Below are 20,468 nucleotides of genomic sequence, written 5' to 3' on the forward strand. Positions count from 1 at the left end.
CAACCGCCGGCTGGCCAAACCGGCGGCTGCCGTTACACCGACGAGAACTCGCGTGGGAACGGCATAGTACGATAGGTTTTACCGGTGGCCTTATGCAGCGCGCTGGCTATCGCCGGGGCGACCACCGCAGTCGATACTTCCCCGCATCCCTGCGGTGCACGCGCGCTATCGAGCACCACGACCTCCACCTTGGGCATTTCGGCGATCGCGAGCAGCGGATAGCGATCGAAATTCCCTTCCACCACGCCGCCCCGTTCAAAATGCAGCTCGCTGTGCAGACAGGTGGTCAGCGCAAAGCCGATGCCGCCCTCTACGTTGGCACGCACCAGGTTCGGGTTTATCACCTTGCCACAGTCAATCGCACATACCGCGCGCAGCACCCGTAGTCGCCCCCCCTGGATGGCGATTTCAACCACCAAACCGACGTAGGTGGTGAAAGCGTTATTGCGGCCGACCCAAATATTGCACGCCATACCGCGATAAACGCCCAGCGGCGGCTCATGCTGCCAACCGGCCGCCGCCGCGGTGGCGTCCAGGACGCGCAACGCTTCCGGGCTGTCTTGCAACAGATGCCGCCGATACGAATATTCGTCCCGGTTGGCCTTATGGCTGAGTTCGCTGATAAAGCTTTCCAAAAAGAACAGGCTGGCGACGCTGCCGACACCGCGCAGATAGCTCAGGGAGATCGGCTGTTCGACGATGCCGGCCTCCACCTTCAGGTGTGGGATGCGATACGGCGTGCTGTAAACGCACTCCACCATACTTTCATCCCATCCCCCGGCCTCGTTGACCGTTTCGCGCCGCATTTGCCAGAAGAGAGACTGCCCGGCATAGCGCGCCCACAGCGCCTGCGGATAGTCGTTTTCATCCAACAGCGCCCGATAATGGCTGATGCAGGCCGGACGATAGTATTCATGCCGCATGTCGATCTCGCGCGGATAGATCACTTTGACCGGTTTCCCCACCGCCCGGGAGGCGGCGGTAGCATGCATCACGGCATCCGGCAGATATTTGCGCCCAAAGCTGCCCCCCAGATAGGTCGTATTCACCACCACATCCGTCGGCTTCAGCCCGAACATTTTCGCCAGAACGTTGCGTACCATGTCCTGGCCCTGGAAAGGGCCCCAGGTTTCGATACGGCCCTCGCCGTAATGGCTGGTGGCATTGCAAGGCTCCAGGGTGGCGTGCGCCACATAAGGTGCGCTGTAACGCGCCTCATGCAAGCGTGAACCTTGTTCAGCGCCACGAATCAACGCCGACGCCTCGCCGCGATCGACCGCCGGCACCAGCGTATCGCCATCCAGCATCGCCAGATTCTCTGCCGCAATCGCACTATCGGTCAGCGCTTTTCCTACGCCCGGCAGCCAGTCGACCTCCAGCAAATCCGCCGCCTTTTTGGCCTGCCAGTAGCTCGCCGCCACCACGATCACCGTATTGAGCGACATATCGTGATCCAATCCGACCATGTTGTTCATCGACCACTGCCGGGTCAGCACCAGATCCACCACGCCCGGCATGGCCCGAATCTGCCGTTCATTGCGCACGGCGACCAGCTTTCCGCTGAGATCGGGCACCATCCAGGGAACGCCGATCAGCATCTCCGGCAAGTCGATATCGATACCGTAAATCGCACTGCCGTCCACTTTCTCCGGCGTATCAACCCGCAACAGCGGCTTGCCAATGACACTCTCTCGCTCTTGCGCCTCACTCTTTAAACCAGGCTGCGGATCCAACGGCAGCTCGGCGGCATAGCGCACCAGATCGCCGTAGGCGACCTTGCGCTGCCCGCCTTTCTCAAGCACCCAGCCTTTCTCCGTGCGGCACTGCGCCGGTGAAAGCGCGAAATGTTTTGCGCCGGCCCGCAGAAAAAAATCTCTCGCCTGTGCGCCGGCCAGCCGGGCACGCTGATAAAATTTGGTCATGGAGGTTGAGGCGGCGACAAACTGTGCGAAAGCCTCGCCCCCGGCAACCTGACGGTAAGCGTCACGGCCGGTGACGAATTTCACCGTCACCTGCGCCCAATCGGCATCCATCTCCGCCGCCACCACTTCGGCCAGGCCGGTGTAAATCCCCTGCCCGACCTCACATTGCGACACGCCGATAACGATGCGCCCATCGCGATCGATCCAGATCCAATCGTTCAATTCATGCTGACCGTCCGGTGGCGCCACGTCCTGTGAAACCACGGCCGCCAGGCTGCGCGTCGATATCGGCAGCAGCATGGCGGCCACTGCCAACGCGCTGCCTTTTATCAAGGCTCTGCGGGTGAGCGCCATACTCAAGATCCTCCCTTGTCCGCGGCGCGGTGCACCGCCGCACGGATCCGGTGGTAGGTGGCGCAGCGGCACAGATTGGTCAGGCCCGCATCTATCTGCCGATCGTCCGGCCTCGGGTGTTCCGCCAGCAGCGCGCTGACCGCCATGATCATGCCTGATTGGCAGTAGCCGCACTGCGGCACATCCTCCGCAATCCAGGCCTGCTGCACCGGATGACGGCGATCGAGGGACAGCCCTTCGATGGTGGTCACCTGCCGATCGCGCACCAATTGCAGCGGATAGCAACATGAACGCACTGCCTTACCGTCGACATGTACCGTACAGGCGCCACAGGCGCCAATACCGCAGCCGAACTTGGTGCCGGTTAACTTAAAATGTTCTCGGATCACCCACAGCAGCGGCGTATCCGGCTCGCCGTTAAATTCGACCGCCTGGCCGTTCAAATTGAACTTCATGCCATCCTCTCTTGGATCAATGCTTCACCCGACGTTTCACCCACGCCCCAATGACGATCAATACCAGCAATACGCCGCCCCAGAACACATAAGGCAATGACGTAATCAACAACGGTTTTTCACCGCCAGCCCGCTGCAGAGCCACTTGCTCCGGCGTTATCCTGACCGCCGGATTGCCGAATTGCTGCAATACGTAATTGCCCAACTCGGCCAGTTGCCGGTCATCCAGGCTATCGGCGAACCCCGGCATCCAGGTCTGCAGCGTCTCCCCCTGGCGCTGCACGCCATGCAGCATCACCATGATCAGGTTATTGGCCTGCTCGCTGCCTACGGTGGAGTTGTGCGTCAAAGAAGGGAAATGGCCGTCGTAAGCCCCCTCGCCGCCCAGGCGATGGCAGCTGGCGCAGGCAGCAGCATACAGCGCCTGCCCAGCAGGGTCGCCTTGGCCGCCTCCCTGATAGTGATAGGCCGCTTTCGTTCCTTGTACGGTGACGATCGGCGGCGTTTGTTTAAGCCAATCGGCGATAGCGTCGAGATCATCGTCACTCAGGAAACGCAGGCTATGCTCCACCGCCTCCGCCATGCCGCCGGCCGCCTGGGCTTTGTCATTGCGCCCGGTACGCAGATACTGCACCAATTCTTCCCGGCTCCAGCCGCCGATGCCGCTCACGGGATCCGAGGTGATATTCGGCGCGATCCAACCGCCTGCCTCCCCGCCCGCCAGGTAGCGATCGTCGCGTTCAGCCATCATCCCATTACGTGGGCTGTGACACGCCGAGCAATGCCCCAACACATCCACCAGATAGCGACCACGCGCCTTCTTCTCGTCTGCATCGACGGGCGTTTTTTTCAGAAACAGCCAGTTCCAGCCGTGGATCGCATAACGCCAGGAAAAAGGGAACCTCAGTTGGGTCTCAGGCACCGCACGATCGACCGGTGCGACCCCGGCCATAAAATAGCGATACAACGCGTGCAGATCGTCATCGCTCAACCCCTGATAAGCGGTATAGGGCATGGCGGGATACAAGGGTTGACCGTCCCGCCGAATGCCCTGCGTTAAGGCGCGGCGAAACTCCGGTTCACTGTAGTCGCCAATGCCGGTTCCTTTGGCGGGCGTGATATTACTGGCGATGATGTCGCCCATCGGCGAAGCGATGGCATAACCGCCGACATAGGGGGCGTCCTGTTGGGCGCTGCCGCGGTGACAAGCCGCGCAATCTGCGGCGGTAGCCAGATATTTTCCCCGTGCGATGACCTGTTGGTCATTCTGGCTGGCGAAGACCGAGCAGGAGAAGATCCCCAACGCGATAACGCACCGCTGTTGTGCTCTCCGCCAGCGGCCGTTCACGCTTCACCTTCCGGCTTCATCGCCCCCGCTCGCTCCTCCGCCAACAGCGCAAACTCGTCCGGCAACAGATTGTCCTGTTCGAGCATCGCTATCGCGTTATGTTTGATGCCAAACAATACGCGGTAAAAAGCCTCCAGATCGTCGGCCGAAATACCGTTGAGCAGTTTTTCCCGCGCTTGCTGGCTGGAATGATCCAACTGCGCCAGCATCTCCTGCCCGGCCTCGGTCATTCTCACGCCTTTGGCGCGCTTATCTTCGGACAGAGCATCGCGAGCGATAAGCCGATTTTTTTCCAGAAACAGCAGCGCGCGCGACATCGTCGAGACTTCGGCGTTCAAATGCTGCGAAACGTCTTTCAACGTGCAGCCCTCCCCCAAGTCGGCAATCGCACTCAGCGCCAGCCAATGCGGGCGCGTCAGATTGGTCATTTTCACCGACTGGTCCATCGCCGTGCGCCACAGGCGATTGGTCACATCCAGATGGATGCCCAGTGCAGCAGGAAGTTTACGTGGTTGTGGCATATCGGATTGCTCTCGATTATTTATTTGCTTGTGCAAACAAATAGTAGATCGAACATGAGAACAGGATCAAGCAGATGAGGGAAAATAAAGTAAAAACGAGTTAATACAATTGGTTAGTTCGTATCGCACGGCATACGCTCCCCCACGACGGGGAGCGATAAGAAAAATTCAGTTCCCCGCCACCTCGCACCGGTAGTCCTGAATTTCACCGGCCGAGCCCAGGTTGAGATCGGTCAACTTCAAACGGTTTGCCAACAGCAGCATTTCGCCCTGCGGGCTGACCACCAGCGCCAGGCCGTAATTGCCGATGCTGTCGCCCTGCTCGACCACGTAGTTTTGCAACAAGCGGAAAGGATCTTCCTGGGTTAAATCGGTGCCCGCCAATTTTCTGGCCAGATAGTGATGGCCGACTAATTTCACCGCCAGCGGCCGCCACTGTTGATCTAATTGCTCCGCCTGTTCCCCCAGCGCGTTATAGACATCCTGGCGCAAGCAGGCAACGTGAATATGCAGCTGATTTTGAGAGCGGCCATATTTCGAATTGACCGCCAGAGAAACCCATGCGTCTTTTAACGGTTTACCCAGCTCGCCGGATATATGTTCCCTATTATTCCAGGCCAGGGAGAAATAAGGCGGCGTCCGATCCGCTTGCAATATCGGGCTCTCGATGCCGCTAACCTTTTCGGTCGGCATCACCAGATCGTGATAGGGGCCTTTGCTGTCCTTAAACAGCACATAATCCTCGGTTAAATCAACCTTTAAGCAGGGCGCCGGATCGTGGTTCTGCTGCTGATTGGGCACGCACTGTTGGCTGATGATTTGCCACAGCGCATTCGGATTGCCGCGCCCAAAGAACCACCACAGCACCGCCGCCAGCAGCAAAATGACAAGCAAAATAATTAATAGTCTGAAAAGTCTTTTCATCGTGACGCCCTGTTTATCTATTCCATACCGAAAGGAGCGCCAGCATAAACCAAGGCTCTGGCATCGACCAGAATATTATCCTTAATGTCACCTTTCATTGACGTCTTGTTAGCAATGGATAATTAAAAATAAGCCTCCACCTGAGTAATTTAAGGTAAATTAATACCGCAGGTTGAATATGAGTGTGATATAAGCAGCCGGGACTCTCTTTATATAAGGAACCGATAAGATGCCAACGATGGGCAAATCCCTCCATTACCTCGACGTAGGGTCGGGCTTTCCGTTGCTGCTGGGCCACAGCTATCTGTTCGATCTGAATATGTGGGCGCCGCAGTTCGAAGCGCTGGCTAAACGCTACCGCCTGATCGTGCCGGATCTCTGGGGCCACGGCGATTCACCGGCGCTGCCGCCCGGGCGAAACAGCCTGTCGGATATCGCCGCCGACCATTTGGCGCTGATGGATCGTTTGGATATCGAAGAGTTCGGCATCGTCGGCCTGTCCGTCGGCGGCATGTGGGGCGCCGAACTGGCGGCGCTGGCGCCGGAGCGGGTGAAAGTGCTGGCGCTGCTGGACAGCTACCTGGGCGACGAAACCCCAGAAGCGCGGCAGCGCTATATGGGCATGTTGGCCGCCGTGGAGCAGGCCGGCGCCATCACGTCGCCCCTGCTGGAACATGTCGCGTCGCTGTTTTATTCCGATGATGTCCCCGATGCCTTATTGCAATCGCTGTTGTGTCAGCTCCAGAGCCTGCCTGCCGATCGCCTGCGCGAGAGCATCGTACCGCTGGGCCGGATGATCTTTGGCCGCCCCGACAAGCTGGCGCTGCTGGAACACATCACCGCCGCCAGCATCGTCATTACCGGCGCACAGGATAAGCCGCGCCCACCGGCAGAGGGCCAGCGCATGGCGGATCTTCTCGGCTGCCAACATGTGCTGATCCCCAACGCCGGGCATATCAGTAACAAGGAAAACCCGGCGGCGGTCAACGAAACGCTGCTGGCATTTCTGGCTGAAAACACCACGCCGCTGTTCTGGTAAGATTCTCCGGGCCGCCAGGCCCGGCGAGTCATTCCGTACGCCTCATAAATCCGTGTCGGCTCAGTATGCCCTGCCCTTGTTCGCTCAAGATAAATGCGGCCAACCGCTGCGCACCGTCATCCAACAGGCATAAACCATAATCCGCCTCGATATCCAACGGTGGCGCCAGCGGCCGCACCGCCAACGCCGGGTAGGCCGCCAACGCCGGAGCATAGCTGGCGTAGCCGAGAAAAATATCTGCCTGCCCGCCGGCTATCAGATATTCCGCCGCCAGTCGGCCTGCCGGCACCGGGGCAGAATCTATCCCGCCGACTAACGGTAACGCCCGGCGGCGTAGCGCTTCCCCCTGCCCTGGCCAGTATTGCTCGCAGCGTTCAAAAAGCTGCAGCGCATAATCGCCGGAAGGATCCGCTCCCGGTGTCGAAGTGGCCAGCCGCCAGCGCGGATCGCACAATACCTCAGGAAGCGGACGCTCGGTTAATGCCGGCACGTTGCGTACCGTGGCGCATAGCCGATTGCGCGCAAAAACTTGCACCGCCCCCGCCATCCCGAGATCCGCCAACCTTTGCGGGTGCGCCACGTTGGCCGAGGCGAACAGCTGTGGCCGCTCGCCGTTCTCTATCCGTTGGCGCAACAACCCCGCCGGGCCGAATTCCGCCGAAACCTTTTGCCCGGTGTCGCGCTGAAATGCCGACAGCAGCGGCGTAAACGCCAGCCGCAGGCTGCCGGCGGCAAACAGCAGGATATCACTCATCATGTCGCTCCAATTGGCTGCGATACAGCGGCACCAGCGTCGCGTAGCGGCGGCCCGCCACCGTCAGCGGCACCCGTTCGATCGCCAGGCCGAACAAGGGTGACAGGGAATGTGCCGTTAACACCTCGCGGCAGGCACCGAGCTGGCTGCGCCCTTCCTTGCCCAGCAGCAAAGCCCGATCCGCCACCGCATGTGCATGGTTGGGCTGATGCGTGGAGAACACCACCGCCAACTGCTGTTCCCGCGCCAGGCGCGCCATCAGACTCAATACCCGATCCTGGTAGTGCAGATCCAGCGCCGAAGTCGGTTCATCCAGAATCAACACCTCGCAGCGCATCGCCAATGCGCGGGCGATCATCACCAACTGGCATTGGCCGCCGGATAGGCTGCCAAACTCACGCTCTGCCAGGTGCTGTAAATCCAACGACTGCAACGCTTCTCTGGCCAGCCGATGATCCTTGGCTGACGGTGAACGGAACAGGCCAACATGGCGTGCTCGCCCCATCAACACGATATCCAGCACCCGGTAGGCAAACGGCGGCGAAAAGTGCTGCGGGACAAAGCCTATCTCGCCGCGGCGCTCAATCTCGCCGGATTGCGGCGTCAGGCTGCCTAACAGCAGCTGCAGCAGCGTGCTTTTACCGCGCCCATTCGGGCCCAATACCGCCAGCACTTCACCGCGCCGCAGCTGAATATCCAGGTGTTGGAACAGCGGGGGCCCGCCAGGCCAGGCAAAACTCACGCCCTTGGCGGCCAATAACGTGTCAGTCATGCCAGCCTCTCACTTGCGCGCGGCGCAGCAGCAGTGCGAACAATGGCGCGCCAATCAGCGCAGTCAAAATGCCCAGCGGGATTTCGCTGCTGCTCAACGTGCGCGCCAAATCGTCGATCAACAGCATGTACAGGGCGCCCAGGCAAAGCGAAGCCGGCAACAGGCGCCGGTGATCCGGCCCCACCAGTCGTCTTGCGACGTGCGGGATCACCAAGCCGACCCACCCGATGCTGCCGCTGACCGCCACCTGAGCGGCCACGATGGCGGCACACAGCGTCAGTATCAGCCAGCGGGTACGCTCAACGTTGATGCCGAGCGCACCGGCATCTTCATCGCCCAGCGACAGCAGATTGATGCGCCAGCGCAGCGCCAGCAGCAAGCCGCCGGCCAACAGCAAAGGCAAAAACAGCATCAGCAGCTTTTGCCGATCGGCGGTGGCAAAGCTGCCGAGCAGCCAAAACACAATGCTCGGCAGCTTCTCTTCGGTATCCGCCAGATATTGCATCAGGCTGACGCAGGCGGAGAAAAAACCGCTGAGGATCACCCCCGCCAGTACCAACGAGAGAATATTGCGCCGTGCAATGGCGCTGGTGAGGGTGAAAATCAACAGCAGCGCCGCCATGCCGAAAACAAAAGCCGACAGCAGCAGCGCCGCCAACGGCAGGCTGAGCAGGATAGCCAGCGTACCGCCAAAGGCCGCGCCGGAAGACACGCCGATAATATGCGGATCGACTAGCGGGTTGCGAAAGACGCCTTGCAAAGCCGCGCCACACAGGGCCAGCGCCGCGCCGGCGCCCATCGCCAACAGCACCCGCGGCACGCGCACCCCCAGGATCACCTGGCGTTGGACAGCATCGATGCCTGCATAATGCTGCCCGGTGAACGGCTCCAGCAAAATCATCAGGCTGTGCGTAATCGGCACCTGAAAGCGGCCAACGCCGAGCGAAAACAGCGCGCAGCACAGCGTCAGCAGCGCCAACCAACCCAGCTTCATTGCCCGCTCTGGCAACAGGTGGCGCGGTAATAGCGTTGATAGTAAGTATCGACCCGCTGCTGCAGATGGATATCGGCAAAACGCTGCGGGTAAAGTTTTTTCGCCATCCACAACTCACCCAACGCCATCGCTTCCGGCATCGGATATCCCCAGGCCTTGGCGTACTCCGGCATCAGGTAGACCCGCTTATTCTTCACCGCGTCAATCGGCTGCCACTGCGGTGACGTCAGGATCTGTTTCACCACGTCCGGGTAGCGTTCTTGCACGAAAATCACCGCCGGATCCCACTTCAGGACATCCTCGATAGAGACCTGTTTAAACCCCTGGATCTCTTTCGCCGCCACGTTGAGCGCACCCGCGTGCCGCATCATCAACCCGGTATATTTGCCGGCACCGTAGGTGGTGAGATCGGGGTTGGCCATATACACCCGCACCCGCCGATCGTCCGGCAGCGTGCCCAGCCGTTCGGCGACCAGGGCACGCTGCTGAGTGACGTCCTTAATCAGCGCTTCGGCCTGAGGCTGACGCTCCATCACCTCGCCAATCAGCCGAATACCGTCCTGCAGCCCCAGCGTATAGGCCCGATCTTCATCGCTCAGTTGAGGGTTCATTTTGCCCGCCTGATCGGCCGCCTCGCGGCGCAGCGAGATAGCCACCACCGGAATGCCCACCCGTTCGATCTGTGCAATCATTTCCGGCGGCGCATAGTTGGCCACAAACACCACCTGTGGATGCAGGCCGAGCAGGCTTTCAATATTCACCGAAGTCAGATCGCCCGGCATCGGCAGGGTTGCCAGCGTCGGTGCCAGCCGCAGGTAGTTTGGCCCCAGCTGCTTTTTCCAACTGCTAAGCACGCCGACCACCTGCGGCATCGCATCAAGCTGCACCAATAGGTTCAGCGTCTGGTGTTGCAACACCACGGCACGGGTAATGTGATCGGGCAGCGTGACCTGACGGTTGAGCTGATCGGTGACCTGGCGATCCGCCAGGGCGGCGGTAGAGAACAACGCGAGCGCCAGCATCAGGCGCGGGAGAAAGTTAAACATGGCAGTGACCGGTTGATTATCGTTATATATCTAATAATATAGCGATGGGCATGGCGAAACAATCAGCGAGATCAAACCCTATTCCATGTATGTAGGAAGAAAAACGAGGAGATAACGATGGGAAAGAAGCGGATCCGCCGGAACGCCGGCAGATCCTGAGCACCAGAACGAGCGCGTGAAAAGCGCTTATTGGCCGATAGACGTCAGGCCCTGGCGGATCCCTTCGTCAGCCTGCTGGCACCACGCCTGCAGCCCCTGCGGCGCTTCCTTCTCCAACGCGACCACTTTGCCGTCGTCGTTCAGCACATTGCCTTCACGGCCCATCGCTTCACGCTTGTCGCCATCGCGGGTATCAACGCCGCCCGGAATAGCCGCCACGTAGGCCACCATTTTCTTGGCGTTGTCGATGCTCTCCGCTTTCAGGAAACCTTTATCGACGCAGTAGGACATCAGCCCGGCGGTATTACGCGTGATGTCATAGACGTTCTTCAACGCGGCAGGATCCATCCCTTCGGCATTGGCGGTGTTAAACAGGCCCAGAGTCGCGGCAATCATGCCGGTCAGAATGCTCTTTTTCATTGTTATCTCGTTTTAATAATGAAGTAGTTAATTTTTAATTATTCACAAAAAAATGTGAATACCGGTACGATATAACGGCGCCCTAGATTAACACAACACTAACGCGTTAATAACTGTGGTTAAGTTAGCGCCTAATAAAATAAAAACGCATGGTGGGGTTATTGCCTCCTCCCGGCGTCAGTTTTTTACGTTCGACATTGACCGCGCTCAATTCAAATTTAAAATAGTCTCATCATGGAATTATTCGTAACGAAATCGTTGGCCCGCGGTCAATCACGTTCCGCACTTTGCCAACCCGCCCCGGCGTGGCATAGCCTGTTAAGACGCGCCATGCCATAGTGGAAGGGGATTCGCTTGAACCCTTCCGTCCGGCCGCCGCAATGCGACGATAAAACCCTTCTCGATATCACGATGAATTTATATCTTTATCCGGCGGTGCTTATTGCGTACCGCTTGGGCATCTTTGAGTTTATTGCTCAGCCCCCCGCAGCCTGGCCAATATATGCACTCAGGCCAATCTGGAAAGACGCCCAGCGGAAACGTTGGCCATGGCGCTATTGGCATTGAAATTGATCGCCAGAGACGGCGATACATTCTCTCTCTAGCCGGAAGCGGAAACCTTTTTGTTAAAAAACAACCCGCATTACTTCGGTTATTTTTGGGATTTGATGATTGAAAACAGCGAGATTTTCTCGCTGAAAAACCTGGAAAACGCCATCAGAAAAAATACCTCGCCGATCTACGACGAGCAGGAGCTGTTCGAAGCGCATACGCTCGACGCCGACAGAATGCGGCGTTTTACCCACGCCATACCCAGCCTGAGCGTGGGATCGGCCAGCGTTTGGCCGCGCTGCCCCCCCTCGCTCGGCGCTGGATATCGCCGACCAACTGCTCGACGTCGGCGTCGGGCCTGCTCAATTACTGCCGTCGCTCGGCTACTACAGCATCGTGACGGCGCAAAAAACCCAGGCTTAGCGGTTCACCGAACGCGCCATGCGGCTGTAGGTGTGGCGCACGCCGCGAATCGCCACGCTGTAGGCGAAGATGTTTTCCGGCAGCGCCAGCCCCAGATAGCCGGTATCGCCGATATGGTGCAGGTCCGCGCCGGCCATTTTGCTCATCAGCGCAATCTGCCGCACGGTCTGCACGTCGGCCCCCTCTTGCGAGGTGCCGATCGCCGTCATCGCCAGCGCTCCCTGCCGCTGGGCATAGGCGATCAGCGCCGCCACTTTTTCCTGCGACATGCCGGGAATGGTGCCCGGCGCCGGCAACAGCACGATGTCGGCACCGTTTTCCACAAACAGCGCGATGTCCTGCTCGCCGATCAGCTGGCTGCCGCTTTCGCGCACAATGCCGGCGCCGTGCATCTTCCCGGTCACCAGCACCATCTCGTCGCCCACTTCATCACGAATCGCTTTCAGCGCGGCGGCGATCGCCTGATTGCTGACGCCGTTGTTCGGGTTGCCGGTCAGCACCAGCATGCGCGCACCGAGCTGATACAGCTTGCGGGCATTCTCGGCGGTGGCGGCGCGGCCCGCCGTCATCTGCCAGAAGTCGTTATGTTCGGTGGCGAAAGCCGGATCGACGGCCTCCAGATTCACCCCGATCACCCGCCCGGTCAGGCGCTGCAGCGTGCGCAGCGCCTCCTGCGGCGACACGTCGGCGGGCAGGCCCGCGATATGCGGACGATCGACGTCGAACAGGTTCAACAGCAGCAGGTCGGCGCCCTGGCTGGCCGCCAGTTCGGCGTTGGTGACGTTATTGAGCAGCGGCTGAGTGACCGCGATGGTTTCGCTGACCAAGATGCGCCCTTCGCTGGCGCGGATGGCATAGAGCAGATCGGCTTTGCCGATATCGGCCAGATCGCTGGCGCTGCAGTCCAGATAGCGTTTCATGAGGCAAGCTCCGGTGACGTTAGCGGAAAGGGATGGATGCCCCCTCTCCCACCGCAGTGAAAGAGGGGGAAAAGGTTACTTCAGCGTAAAGCTTTGCGCCTGCACGTTGTCGGAATCCAGGCCGACGAACACGTTGAATTTGCCCGGCTCCGCCCCCCATTTCAGGCTGGCGTTGTAGAACTTCAGATCGTCTTCGCTAATCGGCAGCTCAACCTGCTGCGACTGACCGGCCTTCAGCGTCACTTTCTTGAAGTTGCGCAGCTCTTTCACCGGGCGGCTGACCGAGGCGGTCACGTCCTGCAGATACAGCTGCACCACCGTGGCGCCGTCGTACTTGCCGGTATTCTTCAGCGTGACGCTGGCGGTTAACTTGCCGTTACGCGCCATCGTCGGGCTGGACAATTTCAGGTCCGACAGGCTGAAGGTGGTGTAGCTCAGGCCGTAGCCGAACGGATACAGCGGGCCGTTCGGCGAATCGAAGTAGCGTGAGGTGTACTTGCCCGGATTCTCCTTGCCGAACGGCCGGCCGGTGTTCAGGTGGTTGTAGTACATTGGGATCTGGCCGACCGAGCGCGGGAAGGTCATCGGCAGCTTGCCCGACGGGTTGTAATCGCCGAACAGCACGTCCGCCACCGCGTTGCCGCCCTCGGTGCCGCTGTACCAGGTTTCCAGCATCGCGTCCGCCTGCTCGCTCTCCCAGCTCAGCGCCAGCGGCCGGCCGTTCATCAGCACCAGCACCAGCGGCTTGCCGGTGGCTTTCAGCGCGGCGATCAGATCGCGTTGGCTCTGCGGGATCGTGATGTCGGCGCGGCTGGAGGCCTCGTGCGCCATGCCCTGCGATTCCCCCACCACCGCCACCACCACGTCGGCCTTGTTCGCCGCCTGTACCGCTTCGTCGATCATTTGCTGCGGCGAACGGGTATCGAACGCCACCGCCGGCTCATACTCGTTCAAATAGTCGATGATGCCTTTATCCTGCGTGACGTTGGCGCCCTTGGCGTACAGAATGCGCGCCTTGTCGCCCACCGCCCGCTCCAGCCCCTCACGCAGGGTGACCGACTGTTTGACCACCCCGGCGGCCGACCAACTGCCCATCACGTCACGCTGGCTGTCGGCCATCGGCCCGACCAGCGCGATGGTCGCCTGCTTGCTCAGCGGCAGCGTCTGCTTATCGTTCTTCAGCAGCACCATCGTCTTGCGCGCCACCACCCGCGCTTCGGCGCGGTGCAGGCGGCTTTCGGCGTTGGTGTCCTGCGGATCGGAACCCGCCGGGCCCAGATGCACGTAAGGATTGGTGAACAGCCCCATGTCGTATTTGGTGTTCAGCACGTCGCGGCAGGCGCGGTCGATATCGCTTTCAGGCACCAGCCCGTCTTTCACCAGGCCCGGCAGGTATTTGTCGTAAAACTCGTCGCTCATGCTCATGTCGACGCCGGAGGTGATCGCCAGCCGCACCGCGTCGCGCGCATCGGCGGCCACGCCGTGTTTAATCAGCTCTTTGATCGCGCCGTGGTCGCTGATGGTGATGCCTTTAAAGCCCCACTGCTCGCGCAGCAGATCTTTCAGCAGCCACGGGTTGGCGGTGGCCGGCACGCCGTTGATCGCGTTGAGCGACACCATTACCCCGCCGCTGCCGGCGTCCACCGCCGCTTTATAAGGCGGCAGATAGTCCTGATGCATGCGCAGCGGGCTCATGTCGACGGTGTTGTAATCGCGGCCGCCTTCGACGGCGCCGTACAATGCAAAGTGCTTGACGCTGGCCATCACCGAACCGGGTTTGGCCGGATCGCCGTTCTGGAAACCGTCGACCATCACCTTGGCGATTTTCGAGACCAGCCAGGTGTCTTCGCCGAAGCCTTCGGAAACCCGGCCCCAGCGCGGATCGCGGGTGATATCGACCATCGGCGCGAAGGTCATGTTCAGGCCGTCGTCGCTGGCCTCTTGCGCCGCGACCCGGGCGCTGAGCGCGATGGCTTCCAGATCGAAGCTGGCCGCCAGCCCCAGGCTGATCGGGAACACGGTGCGCTGACCGTGCACCACGTCATAGGCGAAGAACAATGGGATTTTCAGGCGGCTGAGCTGCATCGCCTGATCTTGCATCACCCGGATATCCGGCCGGGTGACGGTATTGAAGATGGCGCCGATCTGCCCTTTGCGAATTCCCTCGCGGATCGCTTCTTTCGGGTTATCCGGCCCGACGCTGATCAGCCGCAGCTGGCCGATCTTCTCTTCCAGCGTCATCTGCTTCATCAAATTGGACACGAAGGCGTCGCGCTGCTGGGCGTGAATGCCCTGCGTTATCGGCGTTTCCTGCGCAAAAGCCGGACTGAGGGCCAGACCGGACAACATACTCACCACACAAAGCCATTTCATCTTGTTTTATCTCAGGCGTGTTTCCGCCGCTAAAGCCGCGGGGTTTAATCGGAGTGAAGAAACAGTTTGCCACACTCTGTTTCATCGCCAAGGGAATTCGCATCGCTAATGTTTACAAAGCATTACAGGTCATCGGCAGGTAATTCTGTAGCCGGGCGCGGCTGTCGGCGGCCTCCGCCGCCAGAAAATCGACCAGCGCGGTTAACGTCGGCGGCGCCACCGTGCGTTCAGGATAGACCAAATAATAGGCCGCGCCGCTGCTGACGCAGAGCGGGAACGGCGTCACGATACGCTGCGCCTGAATATCCTCCTCCAGCAGGCACAGATCGCCGATGGCGATGCCAAACCCCTGCAGCGCGGCGCTCATCGCCAGATCGAGGGTATCAAAATGCTGGGCCTTGCCGGACGGCAACGCATCGGCGCCCGCTGCCTTCAGCCAGCGCAGCCAGTCGCGCCGATCGCGCGTCGGGTGCAGCAGGGTTTTGTCCGTCAAGTCCGTCAGCCGAGGCGTCGGCGGCAGAAATGTCGGCGTGCAGACCGGCGTGAGGATTTCATCGAACAGCAGGTGCGCGGTCAGCTTTTTACCCGGCGGCCGGCCGAATACCACCGCGGCGTCAAACTGCTCGGTACTGAAATCCAGGCCGTGCGACACCGAAGCGGTCAGCTCGATATGCATGTCCGGCCGTTCATTTTGCAGGCGAATAATGCGCGGCAGCACCCAACGCATGGCGCAGGTCGGGCATTTGATGCGCAGCGCCCCTGGCGGGGCGGCGGCCCGCGTCAGGGCTTCATCCAACTGCCCCAGCGCTTGCTGCACCGGCGCCAGCAGCTGCGCGCCCTGCGGCGTCAGCGCCAAACCGCGCGCCTGACGGCTGAACAGCGGATAGCCCAGACGCTGTTCCAGCCCGAGAATTTGCCGGCTGACCGCCCCCTGCGTCAGGTGCAGCTGCCGGGCGGCATGGGTAAAGTTGAGGCGTTGCGCCACCACCACAAAGGTTTTCAATACGTCGAGCGACGGCAGGGATATCGGCATAGCGTGCCTCGATTAGGTATGATCGTAGTGCATGGCAAGTATGACAAACTTTCCCTTGTCCGCCTACGCCGGCTGATGCTTAATCGCTCAACACTTCCCTGTTTGCCTGGAGCCCATCATGCAGAGCGCCTGCTCACCCCGCTCGAAGCTGCCGGACGTCGGCACCACCATCTTCACCGTCATTGGCCAACTCAGCGCCGCACACCAGGCCCTCAACCTGTCGCAGGGCGCGCCCAATTTCGCCGGAGACCCGCAGCTGATCGAGGCAACGGCACAAGCCATGCGCGCAGGTCATAACCAATACGCGCCGATGAGCGGCGTGGCGGCATTACGTGCTGCTCTGGCGGAAAAAGCTGAACGATTGTATGGCGCGCGCTATGACGCCGACGAAGAAATCACGGTGATCGCCAGCGCCAGCGAAGGGCTGTACTCGGCGATCAGCGCGCTGGTGCATCCCGGCGACGAGGTGATCTATTTCGAACCGGCGTTCGACAGCTATGCGCCGATCGTGCGCCTGCAGGGCGCCACGCCGGTGGCGATCAAACTGTCGCTGCAGGACTTTCGCGTCGACTGGGACGAAGTGGCCGCCGCCATCAACGGCAAAACGCGCATGATCATCGTCAACACGCCGCACAACCCGACCGGCGCCGTGTTCGACGCGCAGGATATCGACCGCCTGACCGCCCTGACCCGCGACACCGACATCGTGATCTTGTCCGACGAGGTCTACGAGCACGTGGTGTTCGACGGCGATATTCACCACAGCATGGCGCGCTATCCGCAGTTGGCCGAACGCAGCGTGATCGTGTCGTCGTTCGGTAAAACCTACCACGTCACCGGCTGGCGCGTTGGCTATTGCCTGGCGCCGGCGGCGTTGATGGACGAGATCCGCAAGGTGCACCAGTTCATGGTGTTCTCCGCCGATACGCCGATGCAGCACGCCTTCGCCGCCGCGCTCGCCAACCCGCAGAGTTACCTGGGGCTGGCGGCGTTTTACCAACAAAAGCGCGATCTGCTGGCCAGCGCCCTGCAGGATTCGCGCTTTGAGCTGCTGCCCAGCCGCGGCAGCTTCTTCATGCTGGCCCGCTTTAGCGGCTTCAGTCACGAAAGCGACAATGATTTCGCCGTGCGCTTGATCCGCGAAGCGAAGGTGGCGACGATCCCGCTGTCGGCGTTCTACAGCGACGGCACCGATACCGGCCTTATTCGGCTGAGTTTTTCCAAAGATAACGAGACCCTGCTGGAAGGCGCGCGCCGTCTGAGCCAGGTGTAATTTTTTGTCCGACCATGGGAAAGGGGCACTGCCTATGAAAGCTTTAAAAATGCTGTTCGCCGCCGGATGCCTGCTGGCCGCCGGCTCTTCTCTGGCGGCGGAAAACAGCCTGCGCTTCGGTCTGGAAGCGCTGTATCCGCCGTTCGAATCCAAATCCGCCAGCGGCAAACTGGAAGGGTTCGACATTGAACTGGGCGACGCGGTGTGCGCCGCCGCGCAGTTGCAATGCAGCTGGGTGGAAACCTCGTTCGACAGCCTGATCCCGGCGCTGCAGGCGCGCAAGTTCGACGCCATCAACTCGGCGATGAACGTGACCGAACAGCGGCGCCAGGCGATCGCCTTTACCGACGCCATCTATCAGGTGCCGAACCGCCTGATCGCCAAGGCCGGCAGCGGCCTGCTGCCGGACGCCAACGCGCTGGTGGGCAAACACGTGGGCGTGCTGCAAGGCTCGATTCAGGAGATTTACGCCAAAACCCATTGGGCGCCGGCGGGCGTGGACGTGGTGTCTTACCAGGATCAGAATCAGGTTTATCTCGATCTGGCGGCCGGTCGGCTCGACGCCACGCTGGTGATGGCACCGTCGGGGCAAAGCGGCTTCCTGTCGCAGCCGGACGGCAAGGGCTTCGCCTTCGTCGGCGAGGCGGTGCGCGACGACAAAATCCTCGGTGAAGGCATCGCCTTCGGTCTGCGCAAAGGGGATGAGGCGCTGAAGAAAAAACTGGATGCCGCCATCGCCAAAGTGAAGCAGCAAGGCACGGTGGCGGCGCTGTCGAAGAAGTATTTCGGCGATATCGACGTAACGGTGAAGTGATGGACGGGGGCGGCACCGCCGCCCCCTGCCGCGTTTAGCGATCGAACACCGAACTGTTCAGCGCGCGATCCTGCTGGTGGCGCTCCAGCGCCAATTCGATCAGGCGCGTGATCAGCGCCTGGTAGCTGACGCCGCTGGCGGCCCACAGCTTGGGATACATGCTGATGTTGGTGAAGCCCGGCAGCGTGTTGATCTCGTTGATCACCACCTGGTTATCCGGCGTCAGGAACACATCCACCCGCGCCAACCCGAAGCACTCCAGCGCGCGGAACGCCTTCAGCGCCACCTCACGGATGTGGTCGCTCACTTCCGGCGCGATCGCCGCCGGCACCACCACCTGAGCGCCCTGCTCATTGATGTATTTGGTGTCGTAGGAGTAGAAAGCGTCGCTCAGCACGATCTCGCCGCACACGCTGGCCTGCGGATCGTCGTTCCCCAGCACCGCGCACTCGATCTCGCGGCCGACGATCGCCGACTCCACCAGCACTTTGTGATCGAAGCTGAAGGCCAGTGCCACCGCCGCGTCAAACTCGGCGCGGTTTTCCACCTTGCTGACCCCGACCGACGAGCCCTGGTTGGCCGGCTTGACGAACAGCGGCAGGCCTAGGCGCTCGCTCAGTTGCTCAAACGTGAACCCGGCGCGGTTGGCGCGGGTCAGGGTGACGAAAGGCGCCACCGCCAGCCCGGCGTCGCGCAGCAGGCGCTTGGTCACGTCTTTATCCATGCTGACCGCCGAGCCGAGCACGCCGGCGCCGACGAACGGCATATTGGCCATGCGCAGCAGCCCCTGCAGCGAGCCGTCTTCCCCCAGCGTGCCGTGTACGATCGGGAAAATGACGTCGAGCTGGCCCAGCGCACCGGCGCTGCCCGCTTCGATCAGCTGCTGTTTTTCCTGGCCCGGGATCAGCGCCACGTTCTTGTTCGAGCGGTTCAGCGCGATCAGCGCCGGGTTCTCGGCGTTGAGCAGGTAGTTGGAGGCGTCGTTGATGTGCCACTGCCCCTGTTTGTCGATCCCCAGCAGCGTGACGTCAAACTTCTCTTTGTCGATTGCATCCACAATGTTTTTGGCCGACTGCAGCGACACCTCATGCTCCGCCGATTTACCGCCAAAAATCACCCCAACACGTAGTTTAGTCACGCCTTAAATCCTTCTGAAAAAATCATGGCAAAAAAGTCGTTCATCACAATAAACGCATTGCCTGGCGGCGGCAATCGTTGTTGCCAGAATCTTCTTACGCCACGGAATGCCACATCGCGACCATCCTAAACGTATACACTTCATATATTGTTTACTTATGGAGACGCCGATGGGCATCGTAAAAATTTCGGACGCGCTGCATGACGATCTGCGCCTCGCCAGCCTGACCATGACGCGTTCGATCAACGCGCAGGCCGAGTACTGGATCAAGATTGGCATGCTGGCGGAGTTCCATCCGGAACTGACTTACCCGCAACTGGTAAAAAAAATGATGAAAGATAACGCGCTGACGCTGAAGGAGATTGTCGGGTGAAAGAGATTGTGATTAAAACGCCGGAAGAGATTGCCAAAATGCGCCATTCCGGCGCTCTGCTGGCCAAAGTGTTTGCTATGCTCGATGAGGTCATCGTCGAAGGCATCTCCACCATGGAGATCAACGACCGCGCCGAGGCGTTTATCGTCGAAGAACTGAAATCGCGCCCGGCCAGCAAGGGGCAGTATGATTTCCCCTATGTGCTCAACACCTCAATCGACGATGTGGTGTGCCACGGGGTGCCGTCGGCCAGCAAAATCCTGCGTTCCGGTATGATTGTCAACGTAGATATCACGCTGGAAAACGGCGGCTACATCGCCGACTCCAGCAAGATGTACTGCATCGGCCAGGTGACGCCGCTGGCCAAACGGCTGGTGAACAACGTCTATGAATCGATGTGGCAGGGCATTCGCGCGGTGAAACCGGGCGCCACCCTGGGTGATATCGGCCACGCCATCCAGCGGCATGCCGAGCAGGCCGGCTACAGCATCGTGCGGGAGTATTGCGGCCACGGCATCGGCCGCGACATGCACGAAGAGCCGGCGGTATTGCACTACGGTCAACCCGGCAGCGGTCTGGTGCTGCAAGAGGGCATGGTGTTCACCATCGAGCCGATGATCAACCAGGGCGACCGCCGCATCAAGCAGAAGAAGGACGGCTGGACGGTGGTGACGCGCGACAAAAAACTGTCGGCGCAGTGGGAACACACCGTAGCGGTCACCGCCGACGGCGTGGAGATCCTGACGCTGCGCGACGAAGAGCGCCGCGCCGGCTACGCCGAACGCTACTAAATACGCAAGCCATTAGCTTAACAAGCTGATAGCTTAATAAGCTATTCACTTGATAACCTCTTAGCTTATG

At 60.4% G+C, this 20,468-nt stretch carries 19 protein-coding genes; 5 read left to right on the forward strand and 14 right to left on the reverse strand.

Annotated elements, in window-relative coordinates; all coding sequences use genetic code 11:
* Window positions 1–32 precede the first annotated feature (32 nt).
* From ACJ8HA_RS10965 to ACJ8HA_RS10985, 5 genes are all read right to left on the reverse strand, one after another.
* On the reverse strand, window positions 33–2,276 hold the full coding sequence (locus tag ACJ8HA_RS10965) for a molybdopterin cofactor-binding domain-containing protein (protein ID WP_442515335.1): 2,244 nt from the start codon (window positions 2,274–2,276) through the stop codon (window positions 33–35).
* A gap of 2 nt (window positions 2,277–2,278) precedes the next feature.
* Window positions 2,279–2,731: a (2Fe-2S)-binding protein gene (locus ACJ8HA_RS10970; RefSeq protein ID WP_043136855.1), complete on the reverse strand. Its 453-nt coding sequence runs from the start codon at window positions 2,729–2,731 to the stop codon at window positions 2,279–2,281.
* A 16-nt stretch (window positions 2,732–2,747) separates the two neighbouring features.
* Entirely contained in the window at window positions 2,748–4,079 is a 1,332-nt protein-coding gene (locus ACJ8HA_RS10975) for a c-type cytochrome (protein ID WP_080350746.1), read from the reverse strand.
* Window positions 4,076–4,600: a MarR family winged helix-turn-helix transcriptional regulator gene (locus tag ACJ8HA_RS10980; protein ID WP_273830483.1), complete on the reverse strand. Its 525-nt coding sequence runs from the start codon at window positions 4,598–4,600 to the stop codon at window positions 4,076–4,078. The genes ACJ8HA_RS10975 and ACJ8HA_RS10980 overlap by 4 nt, the downstream gene beginning before the upstream one ends.
* A 168-nt stretch (window positions 4,601–4,768) precedes the next feature.
* Window positions 4,769–5,524, reverse strand: coding sequence for a CDP-diacylglycerol diphosphatase (locus ACJ8HA_RS10985; protein WP_442515336.1), 756 nt, complete (start codon window positions 5,522–5,524; stop codon window positions 4,769–4,771).
* A gap of 238 nt (window positions 5,525–5,762) precedes the next feature.
* Between ACJ8HA_RS10985 and ACJ8HA_RS10990 the strand changes: the two genes are divergently transcribed.
* Window positions 5,763–6,563 (forward strand): alpha/beta fold hydrolase, encoded by an 801-nt coding sequence (locus ACJ8HA_RS10990; protein WP_080350744.1) that lies wholly within the window; start codon window positions 5,763–5,765, stop codon window positions 6,561–6,563.
* 28 nt (window positions 6,564–6,591) lie between these two features.
* On the opposite strand, the gene ACJ8HA_RS10995 is transcribed toward ACJ8HA_RS10990, so the two are convergent.
* From ACJ8HA_RS10995 to ACJ8HA_RS11030, 8 genes are all read right to left on the reverse strand, one after another.
* Entirely contained in the window at window positions 6,592–7,317 is a 726-nt protein-coding gene (locus ACJ8HA_RS10995; RefSeq protein ID WP_089180661.1) for a substrate-binding domain-containing protein, read from the reverse strand.
* Window positions 7,310–8,089, reverse strand: coding sequence for an ABC transporter ATP-binding protein (locus tag ACJ8HA_RS11000; RefSeq protein WP_197758593.1), 780 nt, complete (start codon window positions 8,087–8,089; stop codon window positions 7,310–7,312). The genes ACJ8HA_RS10995 and ACJ8HA_RS11000 overlap by 8 nt, the downstream gene beginning before the upstream one ends.
* Window positions 8,082–9,083: a FecCD family ABC transporter permease gene (locus ACJ8HA_RS11005; protein WP_164099941.1), complete on the reverse strand. Its 1,002-nt coding sequence runs from the start codon at window positions 9,081–9,083 to the stop codon at window positions 8,082–8,084. Before ACJ8HA_RS11005 ends, ACJ8HA_RS11000 begins: the two co-directional genes overlap by 8 nt.
* The gene (locus tag ACJ8HA_RS11010; RefSeq protein WP_025301980.1) at window positions 9,080–10,129 is read right to left on the reverse strand and encodes an ABC transporter substrate-binding protein; all 1,050 of its coding nucleotides are present in this window, start codon (window positions 10,127–10,129) and stop codon (window positions 9,080–9,082) included. Before ACJ8HA_RS11010 ends, ACJ8HA_RS11005 begins: the two co-directional genes overlap by 4 nt.
* 186 nt (window positions 10,130–10,315) lie before the next feature.
* Window positions 10,316–10,708: a hypothetical protein gene (locus tag ACJ8HA_RS11015; protein WP_025301979.1), complete on the reverse strand. Its 393-nt coding sequence runs from the start codon at window positions 10,706–10,708 to the stop codon at window positions 10,316–10,318.
* A gap of 971 nt (window positions 10,709–11,679) precedes the next feature.
* The gene (locus tag ACJ8HA_RS11020) at window positions 11,680–12,603 is read right to left on the reverse strand and encodes a DUF7916 family protein (RefSeq protein ID WP_043136840.1); all 924 of its coding nucleotides are present in this window, start codon (window positions 12,601–12,603) and stop codon (window positions 11,680–11,682) included.
* A 75-nt stretch (window positions 12,604–12,678) separates the two neighbouring features.
* Window positions 12,679–14,976: a beta-glucosidase BglX gene (bglX, locus tag ACJ8HA_RS11025; protein WP_025301977.1), complete on the reverse strand. Its 2,298-nt coding sequence runs from the start codon at window positions 14,974–14,976 to the stop codon at window positions 12,679–12,681.
* 112 nt (window positions 14,977–15,088) lie between these two features.
* A complete protein-coding gene (locus ACJ8HA_RS11030; protein WP_060432645.1) occupies window positions 15,089–16,009 on the reverse strand; it encodes a LysR substrate-binding domain-containing protein in 921 nt (306 codons plus the stop codon).
* 118 nt (window positions 16,010–16,127) lie between these two features.
* Here ACJ8HA_RS11030 and ACJ8HA_RS11035 point away from each other — a divergent pair, with 118 nt between their 5' ends.
* Window positions 16,128–17,282 (forward strand): methionine aminotransferase, encoded by a 1,155-nt coding sequence (locus ACJ8HA_RS11035; RefSeq protein ID WP_164099940.1) that lies wholly within the window; start codon window positions 16,128–16,130, stop codon window positions 17,280–17,282.
* Between the two features lie 34 nt (window positions 17,283–17,316).
* Entirely contained in the window at window positions 17,317–18,096 is a 780-nt protein-coding gene (locus ACJ8HA_RS11040) for an ABC transporter substrate-binding protein (RefSeq protein ID WP_164099939.1), read from the forward strand.
* Between the two features lie 34 nt (window positions 18,097–18,130).
* On the opposite strand, the gene ddlA is transcribed toward ACJ8HA_RS11040, so the two are convergent.
* On the reverse strand, window positions 18,131–19,234 hold the full coding sequence (gene ddlA, locus ACJ8HA_RS11045; protein WP_015377061.1) for a D-alanine--D-alanine ligase: 1,104 nt from the start codon (window positions 19,232–19,234) through the stop codon (window positions 18,131–18,133).
* A 169-nt stretch (window positions 19,235–19,403) separates the two neighbouring features.
* On the opposite strand from ddlA, the gene ACJ8HA_RS11050 reads away from it, so the two are divergent.
* Together ACJ8HA_RS11050 and map are read left to right on the forward strand one after the other, a co-directional pair.
* Window positions 19,404–19,607 (forward strand): ParD-like family protein, encoded by a 204-nt coding sequence (locus tag ACJ8HA_RS11050; RefSeq protein WP_006324220.1) that lies wholly within the window; start codon window positions 19,404–19,406, stop codon window positions 19,605–19,607.
* Window positions 19,604–20,398, forward strand: coding sequence for a type I methionyl aminopeptidase (gene map / locus ACJ8HA_RS11055; RefSeq protein WP_043136821.1), 795 nt, complete (start codon window positions 19,604–19,606; stop codon window positions 20,396–20,398). Before ACJ8HA_RS11050 ends, map begins: the two co-directional genes overlap by 4 nt.
* Window positions 20,399–20,468: the final 70 nt, after the last annotated feature.

The sequence above is a fragment of the Serratia sp. CY33802 genome, assembly GCF_052169095.1.
GTDB lineage: Bacteria > Pseudomonadota > Gammaproteobacteria > Enterobacterales > Enterobacteriaceae > Serratia > Serratia bockelmannii.

Excerpts from the sequence above, each read along its gene's own strand:
- ACJ8HA_RS11005 (WP_164099941.1), bottom strand. The coding sequence starts at position 9,083 with ATGAAGCTGGGTTGGTTGGCGCTGCTGACGCTGTGCTGCGCGCTGTTT.
- ACJ8HA_RS10985 (WP_442515336.1), bottom strand. The coding sequence starts at position 5,524 with ATGAAAAGACTTTTCAGACTATTAATTATTTTGCTTGTCATTTTGCTG.
- ACJ8HA_RS11010 (WP_025301980.1), bottom strand. The coding sequence starts at position 10,129 with ATGTTTAACTTTCTCCCGCGCCTGATGCTGGCGCTCGCGTTGTTCTCT.
- ACJ8HA_RS10980 (WP_273830483.1), bottom strand. The coding sequence starts at position 4,600 with ATGCCACAACCACGTAAACTTCCTGCTGCACTGGGCATCCATCTGGAT.
- ACJ8HA_RS11030 (WP_060432645.1), bottom strand. The coding sequence starts at position 16,009 with ATGCCGATATCCCTGCCGTCGCTCGACGTATTGAAAACCTTTGTGGTG.
- ACJ8HA_RS10990 (WP_080350744.1), top strand. The coding sequence starts at position 5,763 with ATGGGCAAATCCCTCCATTACCTCGACGTAGGGTCGGGCTTTCCGTTG.
- ACJ8HA_RS10970 (WP_043136855.1), bottom strand. The coding sequence starts at position 2,731 with ATGAAGTTCAATTTGAACGGCCAGGCGGTCGAATTTAACGGCGAGCCG.
- ACJ8HA_RS11035 (WP_164099940.1), top strand. The coding sequence starts at position 16,128 with ATGCAGAGCGCCTGCTCACCCCGCTCGAAGCTGCCGGACGTCGGCACC.
- ACJ8HA_RS10995 (WP_089180661.1), bottom strand. The coding sequence starts at position 7,317 with ATGAGTGATATCCTGCTGTTTGCCGCCGGCAGCCTGCGGCTGGCGTTT.
- ACJ8HA_RS11040 (WP_164099939.1), top strand. The coding sequence starts at position 17,317 with ATGAAAGCTTTAAAAATGCTGTTCGCCGCCGGATGCCTGCTGGCCGCC.
- ACJ8HA_RS11000 (WP_197758593.1), bottom strand. The coding sequence starts at position 8,089 with ATGACTGACACGTTATTGGCCGCCAAGGGCGTGAGTTTTGCCTGGCCT.
- ACJ8HA_RS11015 (WP_025301979.1), bottom strand. The coding sequence starts at position 10,708 with ATGAAAAAGAGCATTCTGACCGGCATGATTGCCGCGACTCTGGGCCTG.
- ACJ8HA_RS11050 (WP_006324220.1), top strand. The coding sequence starts at position 19,404 with ATGGGCATCGTAAAAATTTCGGACGCGCTGCATGACGATCTGCGCCTC.
- bglX (WP_025301977.1), bottom strand. The coding sequence starts at position 14,976 with ATGAAATGGCTTTGTGTGGTGAGTATGTTGTCCGGTCTGGCCCTCAGT.
- ACJ8HA_RS10965 (WP_442515335.1), bottom strand. The coding sequence starts at position 2,276 with ATGGCGCTCACCCGCAGAGCCTTGATAAAAGGCAGCGCGTTGGCAGTG.
- ACJ8HA_RS11020 (WP_043136840.1), bottom strand. The coding sequence starts at position 12,603 with ATGAAACGCTATCTGGACTGCAGCGCCAGCGATCTGGCCGATATCGGC.